Origin of the sequence: Rhizobium centroccidentale (assembly GCF_030182565.1) — a bacterium.
GTDB lineage: Bacteria > Pseudomonadota > Alphaproteobacteria > Rhizobiales > Rhizobiaceae > Rhizobium.
The window spans coordinates 82,344-103,016 of sequence record NZ_JAQJCG010000004.1 but is presented as its reverse complement, the minus strand read 5'-3'; the positions used below and the strand labels follow the sequence as shown (position 1 = coordinate 103,016).

General features: G+C 60.4%; 19 protein-coding genes. 12 read left to right on the top strand and 7 right to left on the bottom strand.

Annotated elements, in window-relative coordinates; genetic code table 11:
* The first annotated feature begins 133 nt into the window (after positions 1–133).
* The 3 genes from PH562_RS07230 to PH562_RS07220 all read left to right on the top strand — a co-directional run bounded on the left by PH562_RS07230 (position 134) and on the right by PH562_RS07220 (position 3,177).
* A complete protein-coding gene (locus tag PH562_RS07230) occupies positions 134–955 on the top strand; it encodes an alpha/beta hydrolase family protein (RefSeq protein WP_285172359.1) in 822 nt (273 codons plus the stop codon).
* A gap of 273 nt (positions 956–1,228) precedes the next feature.
* Positions 1,229–2,356 (top strand): LysM peptidoglycan-binding domain-containing protein, encoded by a 1,128-nt coding sequence (locus PH562_RS07225; protein WP_113229100.1) that lies wholly within the window; start codon positions 1,229–1,231, stop codon positions 2,354–2,356.
* Positions 2,353–3,177, top strand: a complete 825-nt coding sequence (locus PH562_RS07220; protein ID WP_285172358.1) for a hypothetical protein — start codon at positions 2,353–2,355, stop codon at positions 3,175–3,177. Before PH562_RS07225 ends, PH562_RS07220 begins: the two co-directional genes overlap by 4 nt.
* Before the next feature lie 88 nt (positions 3,178–3,265).
* Here PH562_RS07220 and PH562_RS07215 read toward each other — a convergent pair whose 3' ends face one another.
* The 4 genes from PH562_RS07215 to PH562_RS07200 form a co-directional block, all read right to left on the bottom strand.
* The gene (locus PH562_RS07215) at positions 3,266–3,676 is read right to left on the bottom strand and encodes a DUF4168 domain-containing protein (RefSeq protein WP_285172635.1); all 411 of its coding nucleotides are present in this window, start codon (positions 3,674–3,676) and stop codon (positions 3,266–3,268) included.
* Positions 3,677–4,021: 345 nt separating this feature from the next.
* Complete coding sequence (locus PH562_RS07210) at positions 4,022–5,194, bottom strand: lactonase family protein (RefSeq protein ID WP_285172357.1); 1,173 nt, start codon at positions 5,192–5,194, stop codon at positions 4,022–4,024.
* A 70-nt stretch (positions 5,195–5,264) separates the two neighbouring features.
* Positions 5,265–6,173: a 5-dehydro-4-deoxyglucarate dehydratase gene (gene kdgD, locus PH562_RS07205; protein ID WP_285172356.1), complete on the bottom strand. Its 909-nt coding sequence runs from the start codon at positions 6,171–6,173 to the stop codon at positions 5,265–5,267.
* Between the two features lie 38 nt (positions 6,174–6,211).
* On the bottom strand, positions 6,212–7,186 hold the full coding sequence (locus PH562_RS07200; protein WP_285172355.1) for a mannonate dehydratase: 975 nt from the start codon (positions 7,184–7,186) through the stop codon (positions 6,212–6,214).
* Positions 7,187–7,488: 302 nt separating this feature from the next.
* On the opposite strand from PH562_RS07200, the gene PH562_RS07195 reads away from it, so the two are divergent.
* The 9 genes from PH562_RS07195 (at position 7,489) to ehuR (ending at position 18,486) form a co-directional block, all read left to right on the top strand.
* Positions 7,489–9,084 carry an ABC transporter substrate-binding protein gene (locus PH562_RS07195; RefSeq protein ID WP_285172354.1) on the top strand — a complete coding sequence of 532 codons (1,596 nt, stop codon included), beginning with the start codon at positions 7,489–7,491 and terminating at the stop codon, positions 9,082–9,084.
* A gap of 20 nt (positions 9,085–9,104) precedes the next feature.
* The gene (locus tag PH562_RS07190) at positions 9,105–10,133 is read left to right on the top strand and encodes an ABC transporter permease (RefSeq protein WP_285172353.1); all 1,029 of its coding nucleotides are present in this window, start codon (positions 9,105–9,107) and stop codon (positions 10,131–10,133) included.
* A complete protein-coding gene (locus tag PH562_RS07185) occupies positions 10,130–11,032 on the top strand; it encodes an ABC transporter permease (RefSeq protein WP_285172352.1) in 903 nt (300 codons plus the stop codon). The genes PH562_RS07190 and PH562_RS07185 overlap by 4 nt, the downstream gene beginning before the upstream one ends.
* Positions 11,019–11,864, top strand: coding sequence for an ABC transporter ATP-binding protein (locus tag PH562_RS07180; protein WP_285172351.1), 846 nt, complete (start codon positions 11,019–11,021; stop codon positions 11,862–11,864). The genes PH562_RS07185 and PH562_RS07180 overlap by 14 nt, the downstream gene beginning before the upstream one ends.
* Positions 11,861–12,598, top strand: coding sequence for an ABC transporter ATP-binding protein (locus PH562_RS07175; RefSeq protein WP_113229091.1), 738 nt, complete (start codon positions 11,861–11,863; stop codon positions 12,596–12,598). The genes PH562_RS07180 and PH562_RS07175 overlap by 4 nt, the downstream gene beginning before the upstream one ends.
* A 789-nt stretch (positions 12,599–13,387) precedes the next feature.
* Positions 13,388–13,882, top strand: a complete 495-nt coding sequence (locus PH562_RS07170; protein ID WP_113229089.1) for an Lrp/AsnC family transcriptional regulator — start codon at positions 13,388–13,390, stop codon at positions 13,880–13,882.
* A gap of 119 nt (positions 13,883–14,001) precedes the next feature.
* Entirely contained in the window at positions 14,002–15,498 is a 1,497-nt protein-coding gene (locus PH562_RS07165; RefSeq protein ID WP_285172350.1) for an NAD-dependent succinate-semialdehyde dehydrogenase, read from the top strand.
* Positions 15,499–15,532: 34 nt separating this feature from the next.
* Positions 15,533–16,912: an aspartate aminotransferase family protein gene (locus PH562_RS07160; protein WP_285172349.1), complete on the top strand. Its 1,380-nt coding sequence runs from the start codon at positions 15,533–15,535 to the stop codon at positions 16,910–16,912.
* 143 nt (positions 16,913–17,055) lie between these two features.
* Positions 17,056–18,486 carry a MocR-like ectoine utilization transcription factor EhuR gene (gene ehuR, locus PH562_RS07155; RefSeq protein WP_285172347.1) on the top strand — a complete coding sequence of 477 codons (1,431 nt, stop codon included), beginning with the start codon at positions 17,056–17,058 and terminating at the stop codon, positions 18,484–18,486.
* A 31-nt stretch (positions 18,487–18,517) separates the two neighbouring features.
* Here the strand turns inward: ehuR and ehuA are convergent, their stop codons facing one another.
* The 3 genes from ehuA to ehuC are packed head-to-tail and all read right to left on the bottom strand — an operon-like array spanning position 18,518 to position 20,633.
* Positions 18,518–19,282, bottom strand: a complete 765-nt coding sequence (ehuA, locus tag PH562_RS07150) for an ectoine/hydroxyectoine ABC transporter ATP-binding protein EhuA (protein ID WP_285172345.1) — start codon at positions 19,280–19,282, stop codon at positions 18,518–18,520.
* Complete coding sequence (gene ehuD, locus PH562_RS07145; RefSeq protein ID WP_113248906.1) at positions 19,279–19,971, bottom strand: ectoine/hydroxyectoine ABC transporter permease subunit EhuD; 693 nt, start codon at positions 19,969–19,971, stop codon at positions 19,279–19,281. The genes ehuA and ehuD overlap by 4 nt, the downstream gene beginning before the upstream one ends.
* Positions 19,968–20,633 carry an ectoine/hydroxyectoine ABC transporter permease subunit EhuC gene (ehuC, locus tag PH562_RS07140; protein WP_285172337.1) on the bottom strand — a complete coding sequence of 222 codons (666 nt, stop codon included), beginning with the start codon at positions 20,631–20,633 and terminating at the stop codon, positions 19,968–19,970. Before ehuC ends, ehuD begins: the two co-directional genes overlap by 4 nt.
* Between the last annotated feature and the right edge of the window lie 40 nt (positions 20,634–20,673).

Sequence of the window (20,673 nt, the reverse complement as noted above, 5' to 3'; positions counted from 1 at the left end):
TTTTTCGGACGCGGCTCATGCTGAAGATCATACGTTTGTCGGCTTTCAGGAGATAGCCGTTCCGAACGGTAGCGAGCCTCCGTTGCACGCGGGCATCTGGTATCCGACGCCTGTCCGACCCCGGAACACACGTTTGGAGACTTTCACCCAATTGGTGGCGCCGGATGGTGCGGTCGCCGGAGGCGATCTGCCGCTGGTCGTCATTTCTCACGGTGGCGCGGGATCGTTCGCCAGCCATTACGACACCGCCCTCGCGCTCGCCCATGCAGGCTTCATCGTTGCCGCGGTCGATCATGCGGGTGACACTTTCGACGATCAGCGACAGGTGCTGAAACTTTGGCGGCGGCCGCTGCAGCTGAATCGCCTGATTACCTTCGTCCTCGACGATTGGCGAGATCATGCTCACGTAGACTCCGGGCGGATCGGCGCTTTCGGCTTTTCGAATGGGGGTTTCACCGTACTCGTGGCTGCCGGAGGAAAACCCGATTTGAGCCTGATCGACCCCTATTGCCGCGATCATCCCACGCATGATCTGTGCTCCGCACTTATGAAAGCCGGCGTCAGCTCTGTGGCCGCTTTACCAGTTCCGCCCGATCCCTGGGTGCGAGACCAGCGCATCAAGGCGATAGCGGTGGCCGCTCCGGCATTTGGGTTCACCTTCTCGAGCGGCGGCTTGAGCGACGTAACGGTTCCGGTCCAGCTGTGGCGTGCCGCCGATGACCGCCATCAACCCAATCCCTGGTATGACGAGGCGGTGCGCATTGCATTGCCTCATCCGCCCGAGATGCATGTCGTGGCACATGCAGGACATTATGATTTTCTGCCGCCATGCAGTGCGGTGCTCGCCAAGCACGCGCCTGAGATATGCGCTGATTCGAACGGCTTCGATCGAGCAGCGTTTCACCGCCGCATGAACGCTCAGTTGATCAATTTCTTCCGGGCCAAGCTTCGGTAAGGAATAAGCCGCGGCTATGCCGGAGTCGTGAACCGATAGGCAGCTCCGGCCTTCCAGCCTCGAGGCGCCACGCAAGTTGAATTCCGTGCTGCCCACGACCGCCGCGGGCCATCGGCAGCACGACCGTTTGGATACAGCTAATGGTGGAATATCTCTACGCCAGGTATGATTAGTAATCTTATTGTCATATGACGATAGCGAAAACCTGATACGGCGTTGACAGGCGCTCCAGCCAACTATCCTATTCCTTTAAGCAACGCACGGGGGAAAAGTATGATCGGCACACGATATCAGATCAAGGTGGGCGATACGCTCTGGTCTATTGCCCACGAACACCTCGGCCATGGTGCGCAATGGCCGCGTATCTGGCGCTATAATAACCGCCGCGATGTCATTCGTGCCACCGGCCATGGAATTCCCGATCCGGATTTGATCCATGCCGGCAGCACAATTCTGATCCCCGTTCTGCCGGGTCAGCGCGAGCATGGCAGCAATGGTCATCACCATCCGCGGCATACGTCGCAGCATCATAATCCCTCGACATCCGCCACCACGCCGGCGCCGCATTCCGCCTCCCCGCAACCGCTTCGCACCGGCAACCCGGCTACGGAACTGAAGAAGGAATTGCCGCACGTCTATTCGCCGATCTCGATCAAGTACCGCTTGAACGATCTGACGATGCCCGTCATCGAGACTCCGACGGCGACGATCGAGTTCCGTATGACCGGCGATGTCGTCCTGATGACGGACAAGCGCTACCCGGCAACCTACGTGAGCAACGGCGGACGGCTGGAGACACAGATCTCGCAGCAGGCCAACGTCGCCTTCGGCCAGCTCGTCGGCGACACGCGCTTCATCTACGATTCGAAGAAAAAAGAAGTGACGGTGCGTTCCATGCTAGTCAGCCAGAGCACAACGCCGAACGCGGCGGCCACCGCCGTCGGTGTCGAGTTCAGCTCCAGCAGCCCGATACCGAAGCTGCGTGCCGAGGTCCGCTTCCCCAAGCTGCAGGGCAGGATCGGCCCATTCCACTATGTCGCCATGAGCGTAGCCTTCGTCATTCTGATCACGCCAAAGGCTCACATTCCTCCGTCGGCACCCTCGCCCCAGGCCGTGCGTGACACGATACGGATCCGCGAGCCCGAGGAAGGGACCAACTGGAGCCGTGTCATCGGCACCGGTCTGGTCATCGGCGCTGGCGTCATTGTCGTCGGCACCCTGGTCGAGGATTTCTTCTCCGGCGGCGTCGGCGTTGCCGATGATCCGGCCTCCTTTGCTGCCGCCGGCGCTTCGCTGACGCGCGGCCTCGCTATGCTTCGCGGTGCCGCCACCATAGCCTTGCCACGCGCAGCGGTTCCGGCCGCCGTGCACGTCGGTGCCCGGGTCGGGCTGGCACATTGATTGTCTCACGACGTCTTCTACTTGGCGCGGCAGTGGTTCTGGCCGGGAGCGGTTCTTACCTTCTCGGCCGGTCGACACCGAAAGAGGATGCCCTTGCCGATCCTGATGCGTGTGCGGCCAAGCTTGGGCGGCAACAGGGCCTGACGATCGGTTTTGGCGATCCATCGACCTTCTACGTGCCGCCCTATCTACCCGCCGATGCGCCGGTGGAGGGGGTCGTGTTGAGCGCTGCCGACCACACGGCCGTAAAGGACTCGCTGCGCGGCATTGCCAGGGCTTTCGAAGCTTACCCGGAACAATGCCTCGGCCGGATCATCAAGGCGATCTTCATCGCCGGCAAGATTTTGATCGACGGTGCCGAAGCGGGCGGCACCTATGGACTAGACTGGATATTTCTCGCCGCGCCCTCCAACGTATCGGCCGAGACCCGTCAGCTGACCGCAGAGCTTGGCGTGCACCACGAAACGAGTTCTTTCATCTGGTTGCGCAACGATGCCCTGCAGCGAGCTTTCACCGCGCTCGAGCCGGCCGGTTGGCAATTTCAGAACAGCGCGACCGATCAGATCGCGCGCAATGCCCAAACCGCTCCGCCGGTGGAAACCGGTTTTCTCTCCGCTTATGGCGCAACGAGCTCGGAGAATGACTTCAATACCTATGCAGAAATTGTGTTTTCCGATCCGGGGCGCCTGATAAAGCTGGCCGAAAGTGTGCCTGTCATTGCGAGAAAACTCGCGCTGACACTCGATTCCTACGTCGCCATCGATGAGCGGCTGCGCGAAACCTTCGCTCGAAACGGTCTGCTGAAAGCAGCCCGGCGATAGGCCGGCCGACCGCCTCGCTGCCGGGGCGTCGAAAAGGCCGGTCGACGCCCCGGCATGAGATCAATTCATTTGGAGATCGTGCCGTCGTTTACTGCTGGGCCGGCTCGGCTTTCTGAATCTTGTCCTGGACCTTCTTGACGAGTGCCGGGTCCTTCTTCGCGGCCGTCAGAATTGCGTTATATTCGTCTACCGACATCCCCGGAGAAGTCTGAACAGCCTGCACCATCTGCTTGCTTGCTTCGGTCTGCAGCTGTTGTTTCGCGGTCGGATCCTGTGTTGCGCCGATCTTGGCCGAATATTCCTGCCTGATCTTGTCCACCTGGAGATAAGCGACCGCAAAAGCCTCTATCTTTTGATCGCTGACTGGGGCAGCGGCAGCGTTGCTATCGGGCTGCTGCGCTTGGGCAGGTTGTTGCTCTTGCGTTGCTTGCTGTGCGAACGCTTGAGTGCTGAGAACCATCAGGCTCAAGGCTGCAGCGGGGATATGACGAATAATCATCTGAATTCCTCTTAGTCGTGCGGGGGGAACACCTCTTTGATGGCGTAGAGCGAAGGTTGGCATATCGTTTTAGATTCAGCCGCCGGTTAGGGTTGAGGAACGATCCGGCGGCAATGTGGCCGTCAAACGTTTTCTGTGAGGCAATAGCGTGACGATCCCCTGGCCGTGGCGCGGCGGCTTTATGGCGATCGAGATCCGACCAGCACCAATTTCTTCCGAAGCCGCAATGCAGTTACCCGATGTGAAAGCCAGGAAACTGCGCGAACATGGCCGGGCTTCGGCCTTTATTGCTTGCACAGCCATCCCGCCATACAAAGGCGGAATGGCTGTGATCCTTGTCTCGTTTCAGGGAAGAGTGACGACCTCGACCCAGTTCGCGCCGGCGTCGACGGGATAACGGCCGATCGGCGTGAGCGCACCGTTTGCCTGGTCGATGGCATAGACGGCGATCTTGTCGGATTTTTCTCCGGTCGCGATCAGGAAACGGCCCGACGGATCGATGCGGATGCCGCGCGGCTGCTTCTCGGTCGGATAATTGGCAACGTAAGTGAGGTTGCCGCTTCCCTCCGCCACATGGAAGAGGGTGATCTTGCTGGTGGTTCGCTCGGTCGTATAGAGGAATTTGCCGTTCGGAGTGATGCCGATGTCCGCAGCCCAGACCTTCGGCTTGCCGTCATCGACAGGTGCAACTGCCGGCGCCGTGGCGTTGAACGGCGGTGGAGGCGGCGGGGCAATGCCCGGAGACAGGCCAGCGTCGTCCGGAACGGATGCGACGCTTTCGACTTCGGTGAGCGTCCCCTTGGCCGGGTCAAGGCTGTAGTGAATGACATGGCCGGTCAGTTCGGTGACGACATAGACCGATTTGCCGCCCGGCGCGAAAATGATATGGCGCGGCCCGAAACCCGGCTTGGTGGCGATCTCAGGCGGATTGTTCGGCTCCAGCATGCCGGTCTCGGCATTGAGCACGAACTGCAGCACCACGTCGGAGCCGAGATTGGTCGCAAAGACATATTTGCCCTTGGGATCGCTGACGATCGAATGAGCATTGCGGCCGGTCAGGATCATCTGGCGAGTGCCGTCCGTCACACGGCCATCCGGGTCGATCGGCAGGACCGCGATCTTGTTTCCACCATAGGAGGAGGTGAAGAGCAGACGCCCGGAGGGATCGGTCGACACATAGGGCATGCTGTCGGGCAAGGCCGCGACCGCACCCTGCGTCAGATTGCCGGTTGCCGGATCGATCGCCAGCGTCAGCACCCGGTAGGGCTGCGAGCGCACGACGGCATAAAGATGCTTCTTGTCGGGGCCGATGGTCATCGGCATCACCATCTTGCCCGCATCGAAAGTCGCCGCCGGCGTCAGGGTGCCGGTCCTCTCATCCATGCTGTAGCTGTCGATCTTCCCGTCCGTCGCCGCGGAGACATAGACGAATGTCCTGGCAAACACATCTTGTGTTGATGCAAGCATTGCCGAGCCCGCCATGATCGCGGCAAAAATTCCCGATGGTAATCCAACCACGAGTGTCCTCCTCAGACAAAGGGCGATCGCCGGCATTGCCGACGATCATTTGCATGTGCTTGGCTGTGCGTCACGCGGCCTTGGCCGTCTCGATGATCTTTGCGAGCGCTGCCAGCTCCTCCGGCGTCAGATCGGTCAGCGGTGGGCGCACTGGGCCCGGATCTTTGCCGAGAACATGCAAGCCGGCCTTGATGATCGAGACTGCATAGCCCTTTTTCCGATTGCGCAGGGCGACGAACGGGAAGAAGAAGCCCGTGAGGATTTCATCGACCGTTGCCTGGTTTCCGCTCCGCAATGCGCTGTAGAAACGCTGGGCAAGTGCGGGAATGAAATTGAAGACGGCGGAGGAATAGGTCGTGACGCCGGCGGCAAAATAGGCCTGGGCATAGACTTCATGCGTCGGCATGCCGCCGACATAGACCAGGCGATCCTGGAGCTTGGTGGTAATCTCAATCACCTTGTCGACGTCGCCGACCCCGTCCTTGTAACCGATGAGATTGGGGCACTCGTCGGCAAGCCGCGCGATACTGTCGGCGCTGAGCACCGCATTATCGCGGTTGTAGACGATGACGCCGATCTCGACGGATCGGCATACCGCCTTGACATGGGCGATCAGGCCGGCCTGTTCCGCAAACATGAGATAAGGCGGCAGGAGCAATAGACCGTCGGCTCCTGCCTTCTCGGCCGCCTTGGCGATCTCGATGGCAAGCGACGTGCCATAACCTGTTCCCGAGATGATCGGCGTATTGCCCGCAGATGCCTTTGCGGCGCGAACGACCTGCGGGATTTCGGCGGGATTGAGGGAGAAGAATTCGCCGGTTCCGCCGGCGGCAAAAAGAGCGGCGGCATCATAGCCTGCCAGCCATTCGACATGGCGGCGGTATTTCGCCTCGTCGAATTTGAGGTCGCTGTCGAAATGGGTGACGGGGAAGGACAGCAGACCGCTGCCAACCGCCTTTTTCAGTTCAATCGGGTTCATCTTGGAATCCTATTATCGATCGGTATGGGCAATGGATCTCAGACGCCTTCCAGCGACTGAACGAGGGCAGCGATGTAGCCGTAGCAGAAGGCGAAGGCGACGCCGGTCGGGTCCCGGCCGCTGATGGTCGGCACATGATCCGGCATCAGCATGTATTGATAGCCGACTTCCTTGTAGACCTTCGCGGAACGGACCATGTCCATGTCGCCCTCATCCGGAAAAGTCTCCATGAAGGACAGCTTGCCGCCGCGAATATTGCGGAAATGAACGTTGAAGAGTTTGCCGCGCGTGCCGAACCAGCGGATGATGTCGTCGATTTCCTCGCGCGGATTGTCGAGCATCTCGCCGACCGATCCCTGGCAGAAATTCAGCCCGTGATAGGGGCTTTCGCGCATCAGTACGAACTTCTTCAAGCCTTCGACAGAGCCAAGCACGCGCGTGACGCCGCGATAGCCCGGTGGTGTATAGGGATCGTGCGGGTGGCAAGCGAGGCGGACGCGATTGCTCTCAGCCACGGGCACGACGCGCTCCAGGAAATAATCGATGCGCTCCCAGTTCTCGTCTTCCGGCAGAACGCCGGCCAAGCCAGGGGCGGCCTGGTGGTCTGCCTTATCCCAGCGGAAGCTCGCATTCATCGAACCGCCGCGCCCAGGTTCTTCCGGCGTGCGCGGAATGCCGATGAGATTGAGATTGTATTTTGCCGCGGGAATGCCGGCCGCCGCCACATCTTCGATGAGCTTGCAGACCGCATCGATCTGGCGATCGCGGTCCGGTCCGGCAAGCAGAATATCAGGATAGGATGCCTTTTCGATCGGTTGAGACGGCAAGGGAAGCTGAATCATATCCAGAATCAGCCCGAAACTCTCGACCTTGTCGCGAAGGCGCTCAAGATCGGGCAGTGTCCAGCTCTCTGGCTTCCCCGGCGGGTCTGCACATATATGCTTCAGCCCCAATTGCGCGAAAACGCGATAATCGTCGTCGTCGCGCGCCTCGACCTGTGTTCCTACATACACTGAGCGTCTCTCCCACGAGATTGATCCATATCATATGACATAATATGAATTTTTTGAGGTGTCGAGCACTATTGCACCTGCAATGCGCCTGCCTCGAATCGGCCTCAAGCTGTGACCCGGGCGGATCGACGATCCTTCGCGACAGCCTTAGCCGCGTCCGGCACTCGTCGCTTCCCCCTCTCCCGTTCATTTGCATTGGAGCATTCTCACGGGCTTGCCAACATCGCCGATCTTCGATAAATCATAATATGAGATGAGGATAACATCATACGTATTATATACTATTCGAGGGAGGAAGCATAATGAAGCACTTTTCGAAGGCCATGTTTGTCGGCGCCACAATCGGCATGCTGACATTGGCCGCGCCACAGCTTCAGGCGGCTACACCCAAAGATCAATTGGTGATCGGTACGTCGCTCGCGCAGGTCCTGTCCCTCGATCCGCAGCAGGCCACCGAACCTAAAGCGCTTGAAATCCTTGCCAATCTCTACGATCGACTTGTCGCAACGACCGCGGATGGCAAGATCGTGCCGCAGCTGGCGGAAAGCTGGACGGATGACGGCAAGTCGCTGACGCTGAAATTGCGGGAAGCCGCTTTCGTTTCCGGCAACCCGGTCACCGCCAACGATGTCGTCTTCTCGCTGACCCGGCTGATGAAGCTCAACCAGTCTGGTTCCTCCTATTTCAAGCGCATCGGTTATTCCACCGAAACGATCGCCAATCAGATCCATGCGGTCGACGCCAAGACGGTGCGCATCGACCTGACGGACAAGGTGACGGCTGAAGGGTTGCTCTATCGGCTGGCGCTGGGCGTTTCGAGCGTCGTCGATAGTGTCGAGGTGCAAAAGCATATTGCGAATGACGATTCCGGAAACGCCTGGCTGCGTACCCATTCAGCAGGTTCAGGGCCGTTCACGCTGAACAAATGGACCCCGAACGAGATCGTCATTCTGGATGCCAACAAGGCCTATGTCGGCGGCGCACCGAAAATGCGGCGCGTCATCATCCGCCATGTGCCGGAAAGCCAGGTCGAGCGGCTGATGCTCGACCGCGGCGATATCGATATCGGCAACGCGCTATCCAAGTCCGATCTCGAGACCTTCGAGACGAAGAGCAATTTCGTCATCCAGCGCGTGCCGACGGGCGGCTTCTATGTGCTGGCGATGAATGCGGGCAACCAATATCTCGCCAACCCCAAGGTTCGCGAAGCCATTGCCTATGGCATCGACTATAAGGGCATCGAGAAGACCATCATGGGTCCTTACGGCCGGGCACGAAACATCCCCGTTCCGGAAAATTTCGAATATGCACTGCCGAATCCGGACTGGCACCTCGATGTCGCCAAGGCAAAGCAATTGCTTGCGGAAGCAGGCTTCAAGGACGGCTTTTCGCTGACGCTCAAGACGATCTCGCAGACGCCACGCATCGATCTGGCAACCGCCATCCAGGCCTCCCTCGGCCAGATCGGCATCAAGGTCGAGATCCAGCAGGGCAATGGTTCCGAGATCATCGCCGCCCACCGCGCGCGCAACTTCGACCTGTTGCTGCCGCAGACGAGCGCGCTGATGCCGAACGTTCTCGGTTCCATGGATGATTTCGCCAACAATCCCGACAACCGGCTCGAGGCCAACAATGCCGGCAATTTTGCCTGGCGTTCGGCCTGGGATATCCCCGGATTGACGGCACTTGCGGAAAAGACCTCGGTAGAGCCCGATGCCAAGAAGCGGGCAGAACTCTATAGCCGGATGCAGCAGATGTTCGTCGATCTGAAGCCGGCGCTCCTACCGCTCTTCGAGCGGTTCGAACCTCTTGTTCTCTCAGCCAGGGTCAAAGGCTATCTCGGACATCCCAACCAGATGACCCGCGTTGAAAACGTGACCAAGGCCGACGCCGAATAAGCAATCGAAGGCAGCCGATCATGAAGGAACTATCCGTAGCCGAATTCGGCCGACGCATCGCGCATCTGATCGTCAGCCTGTTCATCCTCCTGCTGGTCACCTTCGTGATCGGCCGTGTCCTGCCGGCCGACCCAGTGGGGGCGATTGTCGGCGAGCTGGCCGATCCCGCCGCCTATGCGGCGATGCGCCAGCGGCTCGGATTGGATCTTCCCGTTTACGAGCAGTTCTTCATCTATCTGAAGGGGCTCGCCCATGGCGATTTCGGCACGGCGATCCTGACGGGAAATCCCGTCTCAGCCGATCTTGCCCAGGCCTTTCCGGCAACATTCGAGCTCGCGACGCTTGCCGTCATCATCTCGACCTTCGTCGGCGTACCGCTCGGCCTGGTGGCGGCCCTGTTCCGTGACCGGCTGATCGACAAGATCGCGCGTGTCGTCTCTCTCGTCGGTCATTCCATTCCGGTCTTCTGGTTCGGGATCGTCGGGCTTGTCGTCTTCTATGCGGGTCTGAATTGGGTCGGTGGCCCTGGCCGGGTCGATGTCTATTATGAAGGTATCGTCACGCCGCAAACCGGCCTTCTGCTGGTCGACAGCCTCCTGCAAGGCGAAACGGACATTTTCTGGAATGCCCTGAGCCACATCATCCTGCCGGCCTTCATTCTCGCCTATGCGGCCGTTGCGTATATCACCCGCATGACCCGCAGTTTCACCCTGGAGCAGCTCAGCCAGGATTATGTGATCGCAGCCCGTGCCAAGGGTGTCGGTCCGGCGCGAACGATCATCAGCCACGTTCTCCCGAACATAGCGGTGCAGCTCATCACCATCCTCGCCATTTCCTATGGCGGGCTGCTTGAGGGCGCGGTGGTGACCGAAATCGTCTTCTCTTGGCCGGGCATCGGCCAATACATGACGAATGCCCTGATGATCGGCGACATGAATGCCATTCTTGCGGCGACCATCATTGTCGGATTCTTCTTCATGCTTTTGAATTTCCTAGCGGATATCGCCTATGCGGTCTTCGATCCGCGCACCAGGGAGGCCGCCCGATGAGCGATGCGATCCATGCTGACGTAACCGTCCGTCCGCCGAATATCGTGAGCCGCATCATGGGCTCGCTGAGAAGCGCCGTCGGCAAGCTTGCCCACGAGCCGCTTGGCCTCACAGGCTTCATCATCCTCGCCCTGTTATGCCTGATTGCGATCTTCGCGCCGCTTCTGGCGCCCTATGATCCGAACGTGCAGGTGCTTTCGGACGCCTTGAAGCCGCCAAGCCTTGCGCATCTGGCCGGAACGGACGAGTTCGGTCGCGATATTCTCAGCCGCCTGATCTTCGGCACGCGCATCACCATCCAGACGGTGCTGTCGATTTCGGTGATCGTCGGCCCGATCGGTCTTCTGATCGGTGTGGTTGCCGGCTTTTTCGGTGGTCGTATCGACGCGCTGCTGATGCGCGCCACCGATATCGTGCTCTCCTTTCCGTCGCTGATCCTGGCGCTGGCCTTTGCCGCAGCGCTCGGCGCCGGCCTGGGCACTGCGATCATCGCCATTTCGCTAACGGCCTGGCCGCCGATTGCAAGATTGGCGCGCGCGGAAGCGCTCGTCGTCAGGAACACCGACTATGTCGCCGCCGCGCGGCTCTACGGAGCCTCCAGGCTGCGTATCCTCGTCTTCTACATCGCGCCGATGTGCGTCCCGTCGGTCATCGTGCGCCTGACGCTCAATATGGCAGGCATTATCCTGACGGCGGCGTCCCTCGGCTTCCTCGGGCTCGGCGCCCAGCCGCCGGCGCCTGAATGGGGCGCGATGATTTCCAACGGTCGCAAATACATGCTCGATTTCTGGTGGGTCGCCGTCATGCCCGGCATCGCGATCCTTCTGGCAAGTCTGGCCTTCAACATCGTCGGCGACACATTGCGCGATATTCTGGATCCCCGCCATGCAAGATCTTGAGCCCCACCCCATCCTCTCCGTTCAGGGCCTGAACGTCCGGTTCGGCCGCAACTCGCTCGCGGCGGTCTCGGATGTCAGTTTCGATGTCGGACGCGAGCGTGTCGGGATCGTCGGCGAATCCGGTTCCGGTAAATCGACGACGGGGCGTGCAGTCATGCGTCTACTACCCCCTAGTGCAAGCATCACGGCCAAAGGCATGACGCTCGACGGCGTCTCCCTGCTCGACAGGTCGGAGCGCCAGATGGGTGCCCTGCGCGGCAAGGATATTGCTTTGATCATGCAGGATCCGCGCTATTCCCTCAATCCGGTGCTGACCGTCGGTAGGCAGATCGCCGAGGCGGCGCGGCTGCATCTGGGCTTGCGCGGCGGCAAGGCACGCGATGCAGCGCGCGCCATGCTCGAGCGTGTCCGCATCAGCGATCCGGAGCGTGTCATGGCGCTCTACCCGCATCAGATCTCGGGCGGCATGGGTCAGCGCGTCATGATCGCGATGATGCTCCTGGCAAAACCGAAGCTGGTCATAGCCGACGAGCCGACGTCCGCACTCGATGTCAGCGTGCGCAAGGACGTGCTCACCCTGCTCGATGAGTTGGTGCGCGAAAACAATTCCGGGCTGCTGCTCATCAGCCACGATATCCGCATGGTCGCAGCCTTCTGCGAGCGCATCATCGTCATGTATTCCGGCCGTATCGTGGAGACGCTGACGCGTCTGGAAGATGCGCAGCATCCCTATACGCGCGGGCTGATCTCCGCATTACCGGACCCGCACAAGCCGGTGCGCCGCCTGGCGGTGCTCGACAGGGCAAAGCTTGATCTGGAGACCAGTCGATGATTAGCGTTCGCGATCTTGATGTCGTCTTCACCTCCGGCAAGACGAAGAACCATGTCGTCAAAGGGATAAGCTTCGATGTCGGCAAGGGCGAGACGCTTGGCATTGTCGGTGAGTCCGGATGCGGCAAGTCGACCGTGCTGCGTTGCCTCGCCGGCATGGAAAAGGGATGGTCGGGCGATATCGGCCTCGCCGGCAAGGCTGTCGGCAAGACCCGTACACGCGATGAACTGCGCCATGCTCAGATGGTGTTTCAGGACCCCTATGGGTCGCTGCATCCCCGCCACCGTATCGGCACCGCGCTCGCCGAACCGCTGCTGGCCATGGGGCATGGCGATGTCTGGGTAAAGGTCGAAAAAGCATTGCGCCAGATCGGCCTGCCAGCAGCCTTCGCCAACCGCTATCCGCACGAACTTTCCGGCGGACAGCGCCAGCGCGTCGCCATCGCCCGCGCCTTGATCCTCTCGCCGCCGATCCTGCTGCTCGACGAGCCGACTTCGGCGCTCGATGTGTCGATCCAGGCGGAAATCCTCAATCTACTTGCCGACCAGCGTGACGAGCGTTCCCTGACCTATGTCCTCGTCAGCCACGATCTAGCCGTCATCGCCCATATGTGCGATCGAGTGCTGATCATGAAGGGCGGCACCTTCGTCGACGAACTGACCAAGGCGGATTTGCAGGCCGGCACGACGCACGACGCATATACGCGCGAACTGTTCGAGGCGAGTTTCCTTTAAGCGGACATGGCCGATAGTCGATCACTCCAATCATCACATGGAGGCAGATCGCCATCCGATTCCTATTACCATCCCGACTACGGTTTTCGTGTTCATGCTTTTGGAACAACGGAATTCAGAAGGAAACCTCCCGGGACACGTTGATGCATGGCCATTCGCCTAATTTCGATATAGTCCGTGAGGCTGGTGGTTTGCATTCATCATATGATCCTGTAATCGAAGAGAGATGATGCACAAGTTTCTTGCTCTCCTCTTGATCGGTCTTGCACTTTCCGCATGTGAGCAACGCGGCACCGAGGCCATGGATTGCCCGTCGCAGGGGCCTAACCTGGAGGCTATGGGTCCCAATGGGCTGTATGAGTTCCGCGAGGATTGTGAACCCAATGCCTTGACATGTATCGACCCTAACAAGAAGGCGCGAACGGGTGACGGCACCGTCATCTGCAGGGCTCGGAAGCAATAAGCGCTGTTGCAGGCTTGCCGATCCTCACAACGATCGCAATCCGATCGCCAATGTGGCGGAGCCGAAATACGTTTGATTACAGCCGCGGCCTTAGGTGCCGGGAATTAGCTCCTAGGCAGAATTGCCGGACTTGGAGAATTGGGGATGTGGGCGAGGCTCTGAATGAGGCCACAATCGGATCCCAGCGTCTCCTGCCAATCGCGAGCCTCATTCAGGATCGCACAATGCCGAGCCAACAGCCGAATTCCGGGAGGCAAGCTTGTCAGTTGTGGTTTCGAGTGCCATTGGTCTGGAAACGACAAGTGACGACAACAAGCAGCTTTCACATGAAACTTGATGCAATCGATCTGCGGATATTGGATGCCATTCAGCGCGATGGCCGCATCACCAAGCTTGCGCTAGCCGACAAGGTGGGATTGTCGCCGACACCATGCTGGCTGCGCCTTCGAAAGCTGGAAAAGGCTGGAATCATCACCGGTTACCATGCACATCTGGCACTGCGCCGTCTCGCTCCGATCGCCAGCGTCATGGTCGAGGTCACGCTCGCCAATCATCGTCAGGCCGATTTCGAGCGCTTCGAACGAGCGGTCGCGGCAACGCCTGAGATCGTGGCCTGCTGGGCCGTCGGCGGCGGCGTCGATTACATCCTGAAGATCATGGCGGCAGATATCGATGCCTATCAGCGCCTGATCGACGACCTTCTTAATCGCGACCTCGGCATCGAACGCTATTTCACCTACATCGTCACCAAGACTGTGAAGGAGGAGACGGCGCTTCCCGTCGCCAACCTACTTTCTCCGAGTAGGCCTGGCGACGAATAGAGAGATTCTCTACCGACAGCATTCACTTTAGGTCCTTTCTCTCTTCCAACTGCGAGCAATGGACAATCTCTCGCGCCGTTCCATGGCAGCATCGAGCATCTGGAAAGAGAGGCCCGACCATGACTGCGCTCCACGCCCGCGCCACCTATCATGAAGCCCTTTCGCGGCTAAACGACCGCCATCTGCTGCGAGACCTCTCCTATGTCGCAGGCCGCTGGGTCGCCGGCAAAGCCAATCAAAGCTTCGAGGTCACTGATCCCGCGTCCTCTGCGACGCTTGCCTGGGTTGCCAATCTTGGCAAGGACGAGACCGTCCGCGCCATCGACGCCGCGGCAGCCGCCTTTGCCGCCTGGCGCTCACTCCTGCCGCAGCAGCGCGCGGCGATCCTGCGCAGATGGCATGAACTCATGCTGGAGGCACGCGAGGATCTGGCGCTCATCATGACGCTGGAACAGGGTAAGCCGCTTGCCGAATCCCGGGGCGAGATCGATTACGCCGCGGGCTTCATCGAATGGTATGCCGAGGAAGCAAAGCGCATCAATGCGGAGAGCGTGACCAGCCACCTGCCTGATGCCGAAATGATCGTGCGCAGAGAAGCACTTGGCGTTGTCGGTATCGTCACGCCCTGGAACTTTCCTTCCGCCATGATCACGCGCAAGGCCGCTGCAGCACTTGCCGCCGGCTGCACCGTCGTCGCCCACCCGTCGTCCGAAACGCCGCTATCGGCACTGGCACTTGCTGAACTCGGCGAACGCGCCGGGCTTCCGGCCGGAGTCTTCAATGTCGTGACCGGCGATGCCGCAACCATCGTCGGCGCCTTCTGCGAAGATCCCCGGGTCAGGGCATTGAGCTTCACCGGTTCGACCGGCATCGGCAAGATAATCGCCGGCCAGTGTGCCGGGACAATGAAGCGGCTTGTGATGGAACTTGGCGGCCATGCGCCCTTGATCGTCTTCGACGATGCCGATCTCGACCGCGCCGTCGATATCGCCATCAATGCCAAATTCGCGACCTCCGGCCAGGATTGCCTCGCCGCCAACCGCATCTTCGTCCAGCGCCCGATCATGGACGCTTTCGTTGCGGCGTTCGTCAAGCGCATCGAAGCGCTCAAGGTCGGAAACGGATTGGACGGCACCTCCGACATCGGACCTCTCATGCACGAACGCGCCATTGCCAAAGTCGAGGAGCACGTTGCCGACGCATTGAAACACGGCGCAAGGCTTGTCACCGGCGGCAAGCGCCATGCGGCCGGCTCTCTCTTCTACCAGCCGACCCTGCTCGTCGAGCCCTCGCCGGACGCATTGATCATGCACGAGGAAACCTTCGGACCGGTCGCAGCCGTCAGCGTCTTCGACAGCGAGGACGAGGTGGTCGCAAGGGCCAACGACACCGAATATGGCCTTGTGGCCTACGTTGTCACGGCCAACGGCGCGCGCCAGATGCGGCTCGGCCGAGCGCTCGAATACGGCATGGTCGCCATCAACCGCGTGAAGATCACCGGCGGCCCGATCCCGTTTGGCGGCTGGAAGCAATCCGGCCTCGGTCGCGAAGGCTCCCGCCACGGCATCGAGGCCTTCACCGAGCTCAAATATCTCTGCGTCGACACGACAGCCTGACGCGCCCGCCCGATACGAAAGAAGGAACCACAATATGCTGGACAAGCGCAACGAACTGAACGCCTGGGACAGGGACCATTTCTTCCATCCCTCGACACATATGGGCATGCACGCGCGCGGCGAGACGCCGACCCGCGTCATTGCCGGCGCCGAAGGCGTTTACATCACGGATACCGCCGGCAAGAAGAGCCTCGATGCCTTTGCCGGCCTTTACTGCGTCAATGTCGGTTACGGCAGGCAGAAAATCGCCGATGCGATCGCGGAGCAGGCAAGGAACCTCGCCTATTATCATGCCTATGTCGGCCATGGGACAGAAGCCTCGATCACGCTTTCGAAGATGATCATCGACCGTGCGCCCAAAGGCATGAGCCGCGTCTATTTCGGGCTTTCCGGGTCTGACGCCAACGAGACCAACATCAAGCTCATCTGGTACTACAACAATATTCTCGGCCGACCGGAAAAGAAGAAGATCATCTCTCGCTGGCGCGGCTATCATGGCTCCGGCGTCATGACGGGCAGCCTCACCGGCCTCGAACTCTTCCATAAGGCTTTCGACCTACCGCGCGCGCCGATCCTCCATACCGAAGCGCCCTATTTCTTCCGGCGCACCGACCGGTCAATGAACGAGGAACAGTTTGCGCAGCATTGCGCCGACAGGCTGGAGGAGATGATCCTCGCTGAAGGTCCGGAGACGGTCGCAGCCTTTATCGGCGAGCCGATCCTCGGCACCGGCGGCATCGTTCCGCCACCGAAGACCTACTGGCAAAAGATCCAGGCCGTTCTCGACAAATACGACGTCCTGCTCGTCGCCGACGAAGTCGTCACCGGCTTCGGCCGTCTCGGCACGATGTTCGGCTCCGATCATTACGGCATGAAACCGGATCTGATCACCATCGCCAAGGGCCTGACGTCTGCCTATGCGCCCCTGTCAGGCAGCATCGTCTCCGACAAGATGTGGCAGGTGCTCGTCCAGGGATCCGATCAACTCGGCGCCATCGGCCATGGCTGGACCTATTCCGCCCATCCGATCTGTGCGGCTGCCGGCATCGCCAATCTCGAGCTGGTCGACGAACTCGGCATCGTCGAAAATGCGGGCTCGACCGGTGCCTATTTCCGGTCTGAACTCGCCAAGGCCGTCGGCGATCATAGGCATGTCGGCGAGGTCCGTGGCGACGGGCTGATGGCAGCGATCGAATTCGTCGAGGACAAGGATGATCGCAAGTTCTTCGATCCCGCGCTGAAGATCGGTCCGCAGGTCGCGGCAGCGCTACTCGAGCGCGGTGTCATCGGCCGTGCCATGCCGCAGGGAGACATCCTCGGCTTTGCACCGCCGCTGTGTCTGACGCGCGAGGAAGCCGATATCGTCGTTAAGGCGGCTGCCGCCGCCATCGAAAGCGTGCTTTCGAACCGCTGATCCGGCCCACTCGCGGACAGAACGGCTCTGTTTGCGGAATCGGATGGCCCATTGTTGACAATGGGCCGCCTGATCTCATTCGGTCATCGCCATTCAACGGCGGATGGTGTACATGGATTGTGAGAATTGTACCGGATCAATCCATGTATCGTCATGATTCAAAAGACCAGGACAATGGCGCCTGGAAGCCCGCCCTTCAGCATCGCAAGGGCGTGACCAAGCACAAGCTGCTCACTGACAAGATCATCTCCGACATCGATGACGGCATCCTGCCGGTTCACGCACAGATGCCGACGCATCGCGATCTTGCCCATGCATTGGGAATTTCCGTCCAAACCGTGAGCCTGAGTTACAAGGAGGCGGAGCGTCGCGGCTATCTGCGGGGCGAGGTCGGGCGGGGCACCTTCGTGCGTAGCCGTGTCACTGAGCGCGCAGACAGCTTCATGCTCGATCGCGATCCAAGCGGCAGCGCCGATCTTTCCATCATCCGTGCTGTTTATACCGAGGCGCATGAGCGATCGGCCCGCGAACTCATGCAGGCGCTTGCCGAGAGCGATAATAGCAGTTTCATGCGGCCCTGCCGGCCGATCGCCGGCCTCGATGCCCATCGTGCGGCAGCACAGGTCTGGCTCGCCGGCTTGTCGGTCACAACCGATCCGGATCGCATCCTCATCACGAATGGCGCCGCTCACGGCCTCTTCCTTGCCGTCGCCTCGGTCGTTCGACCCGGCGAAGTGGTTTTGACCGAGAACCTGACCGATCACGGCATCATCGGCCTTGCCAACGTCCTGGGCTTCACGCTGCGCGGCCTTCCGACCGATCCCGAGGGTATCCTGCCCGACGCCTTCGAGGCCGCCTGCGCTATCGGCGATGTGTCGGCGCTTGTGATCGTCTCCTCGCTGGGCAACCCCACCAGCCATGTCATGGGAGCCGAACGCCGGCGCGCGATCGCCGACATAGCCCGTCGGCACAATATCTTCGTCATCGAGGATGAGGTCTACAAGCCGATGTTGCGGGATCCCCTTCCCTCGATGGCGGACCTTATACCCGAGCTCGGCTTCTTCGTGACCAGCTTCACGAAATCCGTGATGACGGGATTGCGCATCGGCTATCTCGTCGTGCCGGCCCATTATTCAATCCGCGCTGCTTCGATCCTGCGCGTGACCGGATGGAGCGCCACCAACGTCGTTGCCGAAATGGCGTCGCGCTGGGTTCTCAACGGGACGGCGGAAGCTCTGCTGACCGTTCAGCGAAACGAGGCCGAGGCGCGGCAGGCCATCGTCTCCGATGTGCTGGCGCCGTTCGTGGCTGGCAGCCATCCGCTGTCGCTTTGCGCCTGGTTGTCGGTTCCCGAACGCTGGACGGAGGAAGGCCTCGTGCGGGCGCTGGCTCGCAAAGGTGTCGCGGTCACACCGTCCGATCCATTCGTCGCCGGTGGAGAGCGACCGATCGGCGGCATCCGCATCTGTCTCGGTGGCCGCCTCTCCCATTCCGCCCTTCGCTTGGCGCTCGAAACCGTTCGCGGCACGTTCGAGCAGTTGCCTCCCGTTTTCGATGTGGGATCGATCGTTTGATCGCAAGCGTCAAGTTCAGCGCTGCATCCGATCAAAGAATGGAGCGCAGAAACTCCTTGGTGCGGTCTTCCTTCGGCGCGCTGAAGATATCTTCAGGCTTGCCTTGCTCGCAGATACGGCCCTTGTCGAAAAAGCAGACGCGGTCGGAGACTTCACGGGCAAAGCGCATTTCGTGGGTGACCAGCAGCATGGTCAGATCGTGCTCATGGGCGAGATCGCGGATGACGCCGAGCACCTCGCCGACGAGCTGCGGATCGAGCGCCGATGTCGGCTCGTCGAACAGCAGCACGCGCGGACGCATGGCAAGCGCGCGGGCAATTGCGACGCGCTGCTGCTGGCCGCCGGAGAGCTGGCTCGGATAATGATCCTTCTTCTCCGAAAGCCCCACCATGCGCAAAAGCTCGACGGCTCGGCACTCGGCCTCCGCTCGGCCAAGCCCGAGCACGCGTGTCGGCGCCTCGACGACGTTGCGCAGCACGGTCATGTGTGGAAACAAATTGAAGCTCTGGAAGACCATGCCGACATGGGTGCGAATCTGGCGTAGATGCGCCTCGCTGGCGAGGAACCTGCCCCGGCCATTGTCCTGATGATAGGACATGCCGGCCAGATGCAAAGTTCCCTCCTGGAAAGGCTCTAGCGTCATCAGGATGCGCAGGACCGTCGATTTTCCCGAGCCGGATGGACCGATCAATGTCACCTTTTCGCCGGGCGTGACGTCGAAGCAGAACTCGTCGAGGACGGTCAGGTGGCCGTAGCGCTTGGTCACATCTTGAAAGCGGATCAATGGTTGCGTCATTTGAGAGCGATTCCGTTTTTCGGCAGCGCCTTTTCGAGCCAATGAATGGCCGCCGAGCAGACGAGCGTAAGGATGAGAAAGATCAGGCCGACGAGGGAAAGCGGCACCAGATACTCGAACGTCCGATCCCCGATGAGATTGGCAAGGTTGAGCATATCGACCACCGTGACGACCGAAAGCACCGGCGTCTCCTTCAGCATGGAGACGAGATAGTTGCCCATGGCCGGAATGATGCGGGGGATCGCCTGTGGGATTATGATATCCCAATAGGTGCGGCCGCGGCTGAGATTGAGCGCCGTCGCAGCTTCCCATTGTCCGAGCGGCACGGCATCCAGGCCGCCGCGATAGACCTCCGACGTATAGGCCGAATATTGCAGCCCGAGCGCCAGCGCGCCGGTCAGGAAAGCAGGTAATACGATGCCGTAGATCGGCAGGACATAATAGAGGAAGAAGAGCTGGACGAGCAGCGGCGTATCGCGCAGGAACTCGATGACGAAAGCCGTCGGCCAGGAGATGGCCACGAAACGGCTGCGCCGCAGCAAGGCGAAGACAAGGCCGAGAACAAGCGCGATCGCAAAACCGGCGGCTGCCGCCTCCAGGGTGACGATCAGGCCGATGCCGAGGATCGGCAGGATCGACAATGCGAAAGACAGCGTCGTCGAGGTATCCCAGGTGAAGCCATACATCATACCGGCGCCCTCCCCGGGAAAGCGACGCCACGGCGAAGAATCGTCTCCAGCCAGCGCATGAAGGCAACCAGAATGAGCGCCATGATGAAATATCCGATGAGCGTCAGCGAGTAGATCGTCACGCTGTCGAGCGTGATGTTGCGCAATTGCTGCGCCTGGAAGGTGAGATCGCTGATCGAAATGAGCGACACCAAGGCGGTGTCCTTCAGATTCTGAACGGCGAGATTGCCGAAAGCCGGCATCATTTCGACCACGGCCTGCGGCAGGACGACATGGAAGAGCGTCTGGCCCTGCCCGAAATTCAGCGCCCGCGCCGCCTCATGCTGCGTATCGGGGACCGCCTGCAGCGCGCCGCGCACCACCTCTGCGCCATACGCACCGATGTTGAGCGCCAGGCCGGCGATGCCCGTGGTGATGGGATCGAAGGAGATGCCAATCAGCGGCAGCGCGTAATAGAGCCAGAAAAGCTGCACCAGAAGCGACGTGCCGCGAAAGATCTCGATATAGACGATCGCGATTGCGGAGAGCAGCCGCCCTCCGGCAAAGCGCGCAAGGCCGGCCGCAAAGGCGAGGATGGCACCGAGAAACATCGAGGCAACGGCGATGAGCGCCGTCACCTCGGCGCCCTTCAGCAATGCGGGCAGATAGTGTGTCCAACTCATTCTTAGGTCACCTCCGTTTCGGGATGGGAGGGGCCGAGCG

Excerpts from the sequence above, each read along its gene's own strand:
- ehuC (WP_285172337.1), bottom strand. The coding sequence starts at position 20,633 with ATGAGTTGGACACACTATCTGCCCGCATTGCTGAAGGGCGCCGAGGTG.
- ehuD (WP_113248906.1), bottom strand. The coding sequence starts at position 19,971 with ATGATGTATGGCTTCACCTGGGATACCTCGACGACGCTGTCTTTCGCA.
- PH562_RS07175 (WP_113229091.1), top strand. The coding sequence starts at position 11,861 with ATGATTAGCGTTCGCGATCTTGATGTCGTCTTCACCTCCGGCAAGACG.
- PH562_RS07160 (WP_285172349.1), top strand. The coding sequence starts at position 15,533 with ATGCTGGACAAGCGCAACGAACTGAACGCCTGGGACAGGGACCATTTC.
- PH562_RS07170 (WP_113229089.1), top strand. The coding sequence starts at position 13,388 with ATGAAACTTGATGCAATCGATCTGCGGATATTGGATGCCATTCAGCGC.
- PH562_RS07190 (WP_285172353.1), top strand. The coding sequence starts at position 9,105 with ATGAAGGAACTATCCGTAGCCGAATTCGGCCGACGCATCGCGCATCTG.
- PH562_RS07215 (WP_285172635.1), bottom strand. The coding sequence starts at position 3,676 with ATGATTATTCGTCATATCCCCGCTGCAGCCTTGAGCCTGATGGTTCTC.
- ehuA (WP_285172345.1), bottom strand. The coding sequence starts at position 19,282 with ATGACGCAACCATTGATCCGCTTTCAAGATGTGACCAAGCGCTACGGC.
- kdgD (WP_285172356.1), bottom strand. The coding sequence starts at position 6,173 with ATGAACCCGATTGAACTGAAAAAGGCGGTTGGCAGCGGTCTGCTGTCC.
- PH562_RS07195 (WP_285172354.1), top strand. The coding sequence starts at position 7,489 with ATGAAGCACTTTTCGAAGGCCATGTTTGTCGGCGCCACAATCGGCATG.
- PH562_RS07180 (WP_285172351.1), top strand. The coding sequence starts at position 11,019 with ATGCAAGATCTTGAGCCCCACCCCATCCTCTCCGTTCAGGGCCTGAAC.
- ehuR (WP_285172347.1), top strand. The coding sequence starts at position 17,056 with ATGTATCGTCATGATTCAAAAGACCAGGACAATGGCGCCTGGAAGCCC.
- PH562_RS07165 (WP_285172350.1), top strand. The coding sequence starts at position 14,002 with ATGACTGCGCTCCACGCCCGCGCCACCTATCATGAAGCCCTTTCGCGG.
- PH562_RS07185 (WP_285172352.1), top strand. The coding sequence starts at position 10,130 with ATGAGCGATGCGATCCATGCTGACGTAACCGTCCGTCCGCCGAATATC.
- PH562_RS07225 (WP_113229100.1), top strand. The coding sequence starts at position 1,229 with ATGATCGGCACACGATATCAGATCAAGGTGGGCGATACGCTCTGGTCT.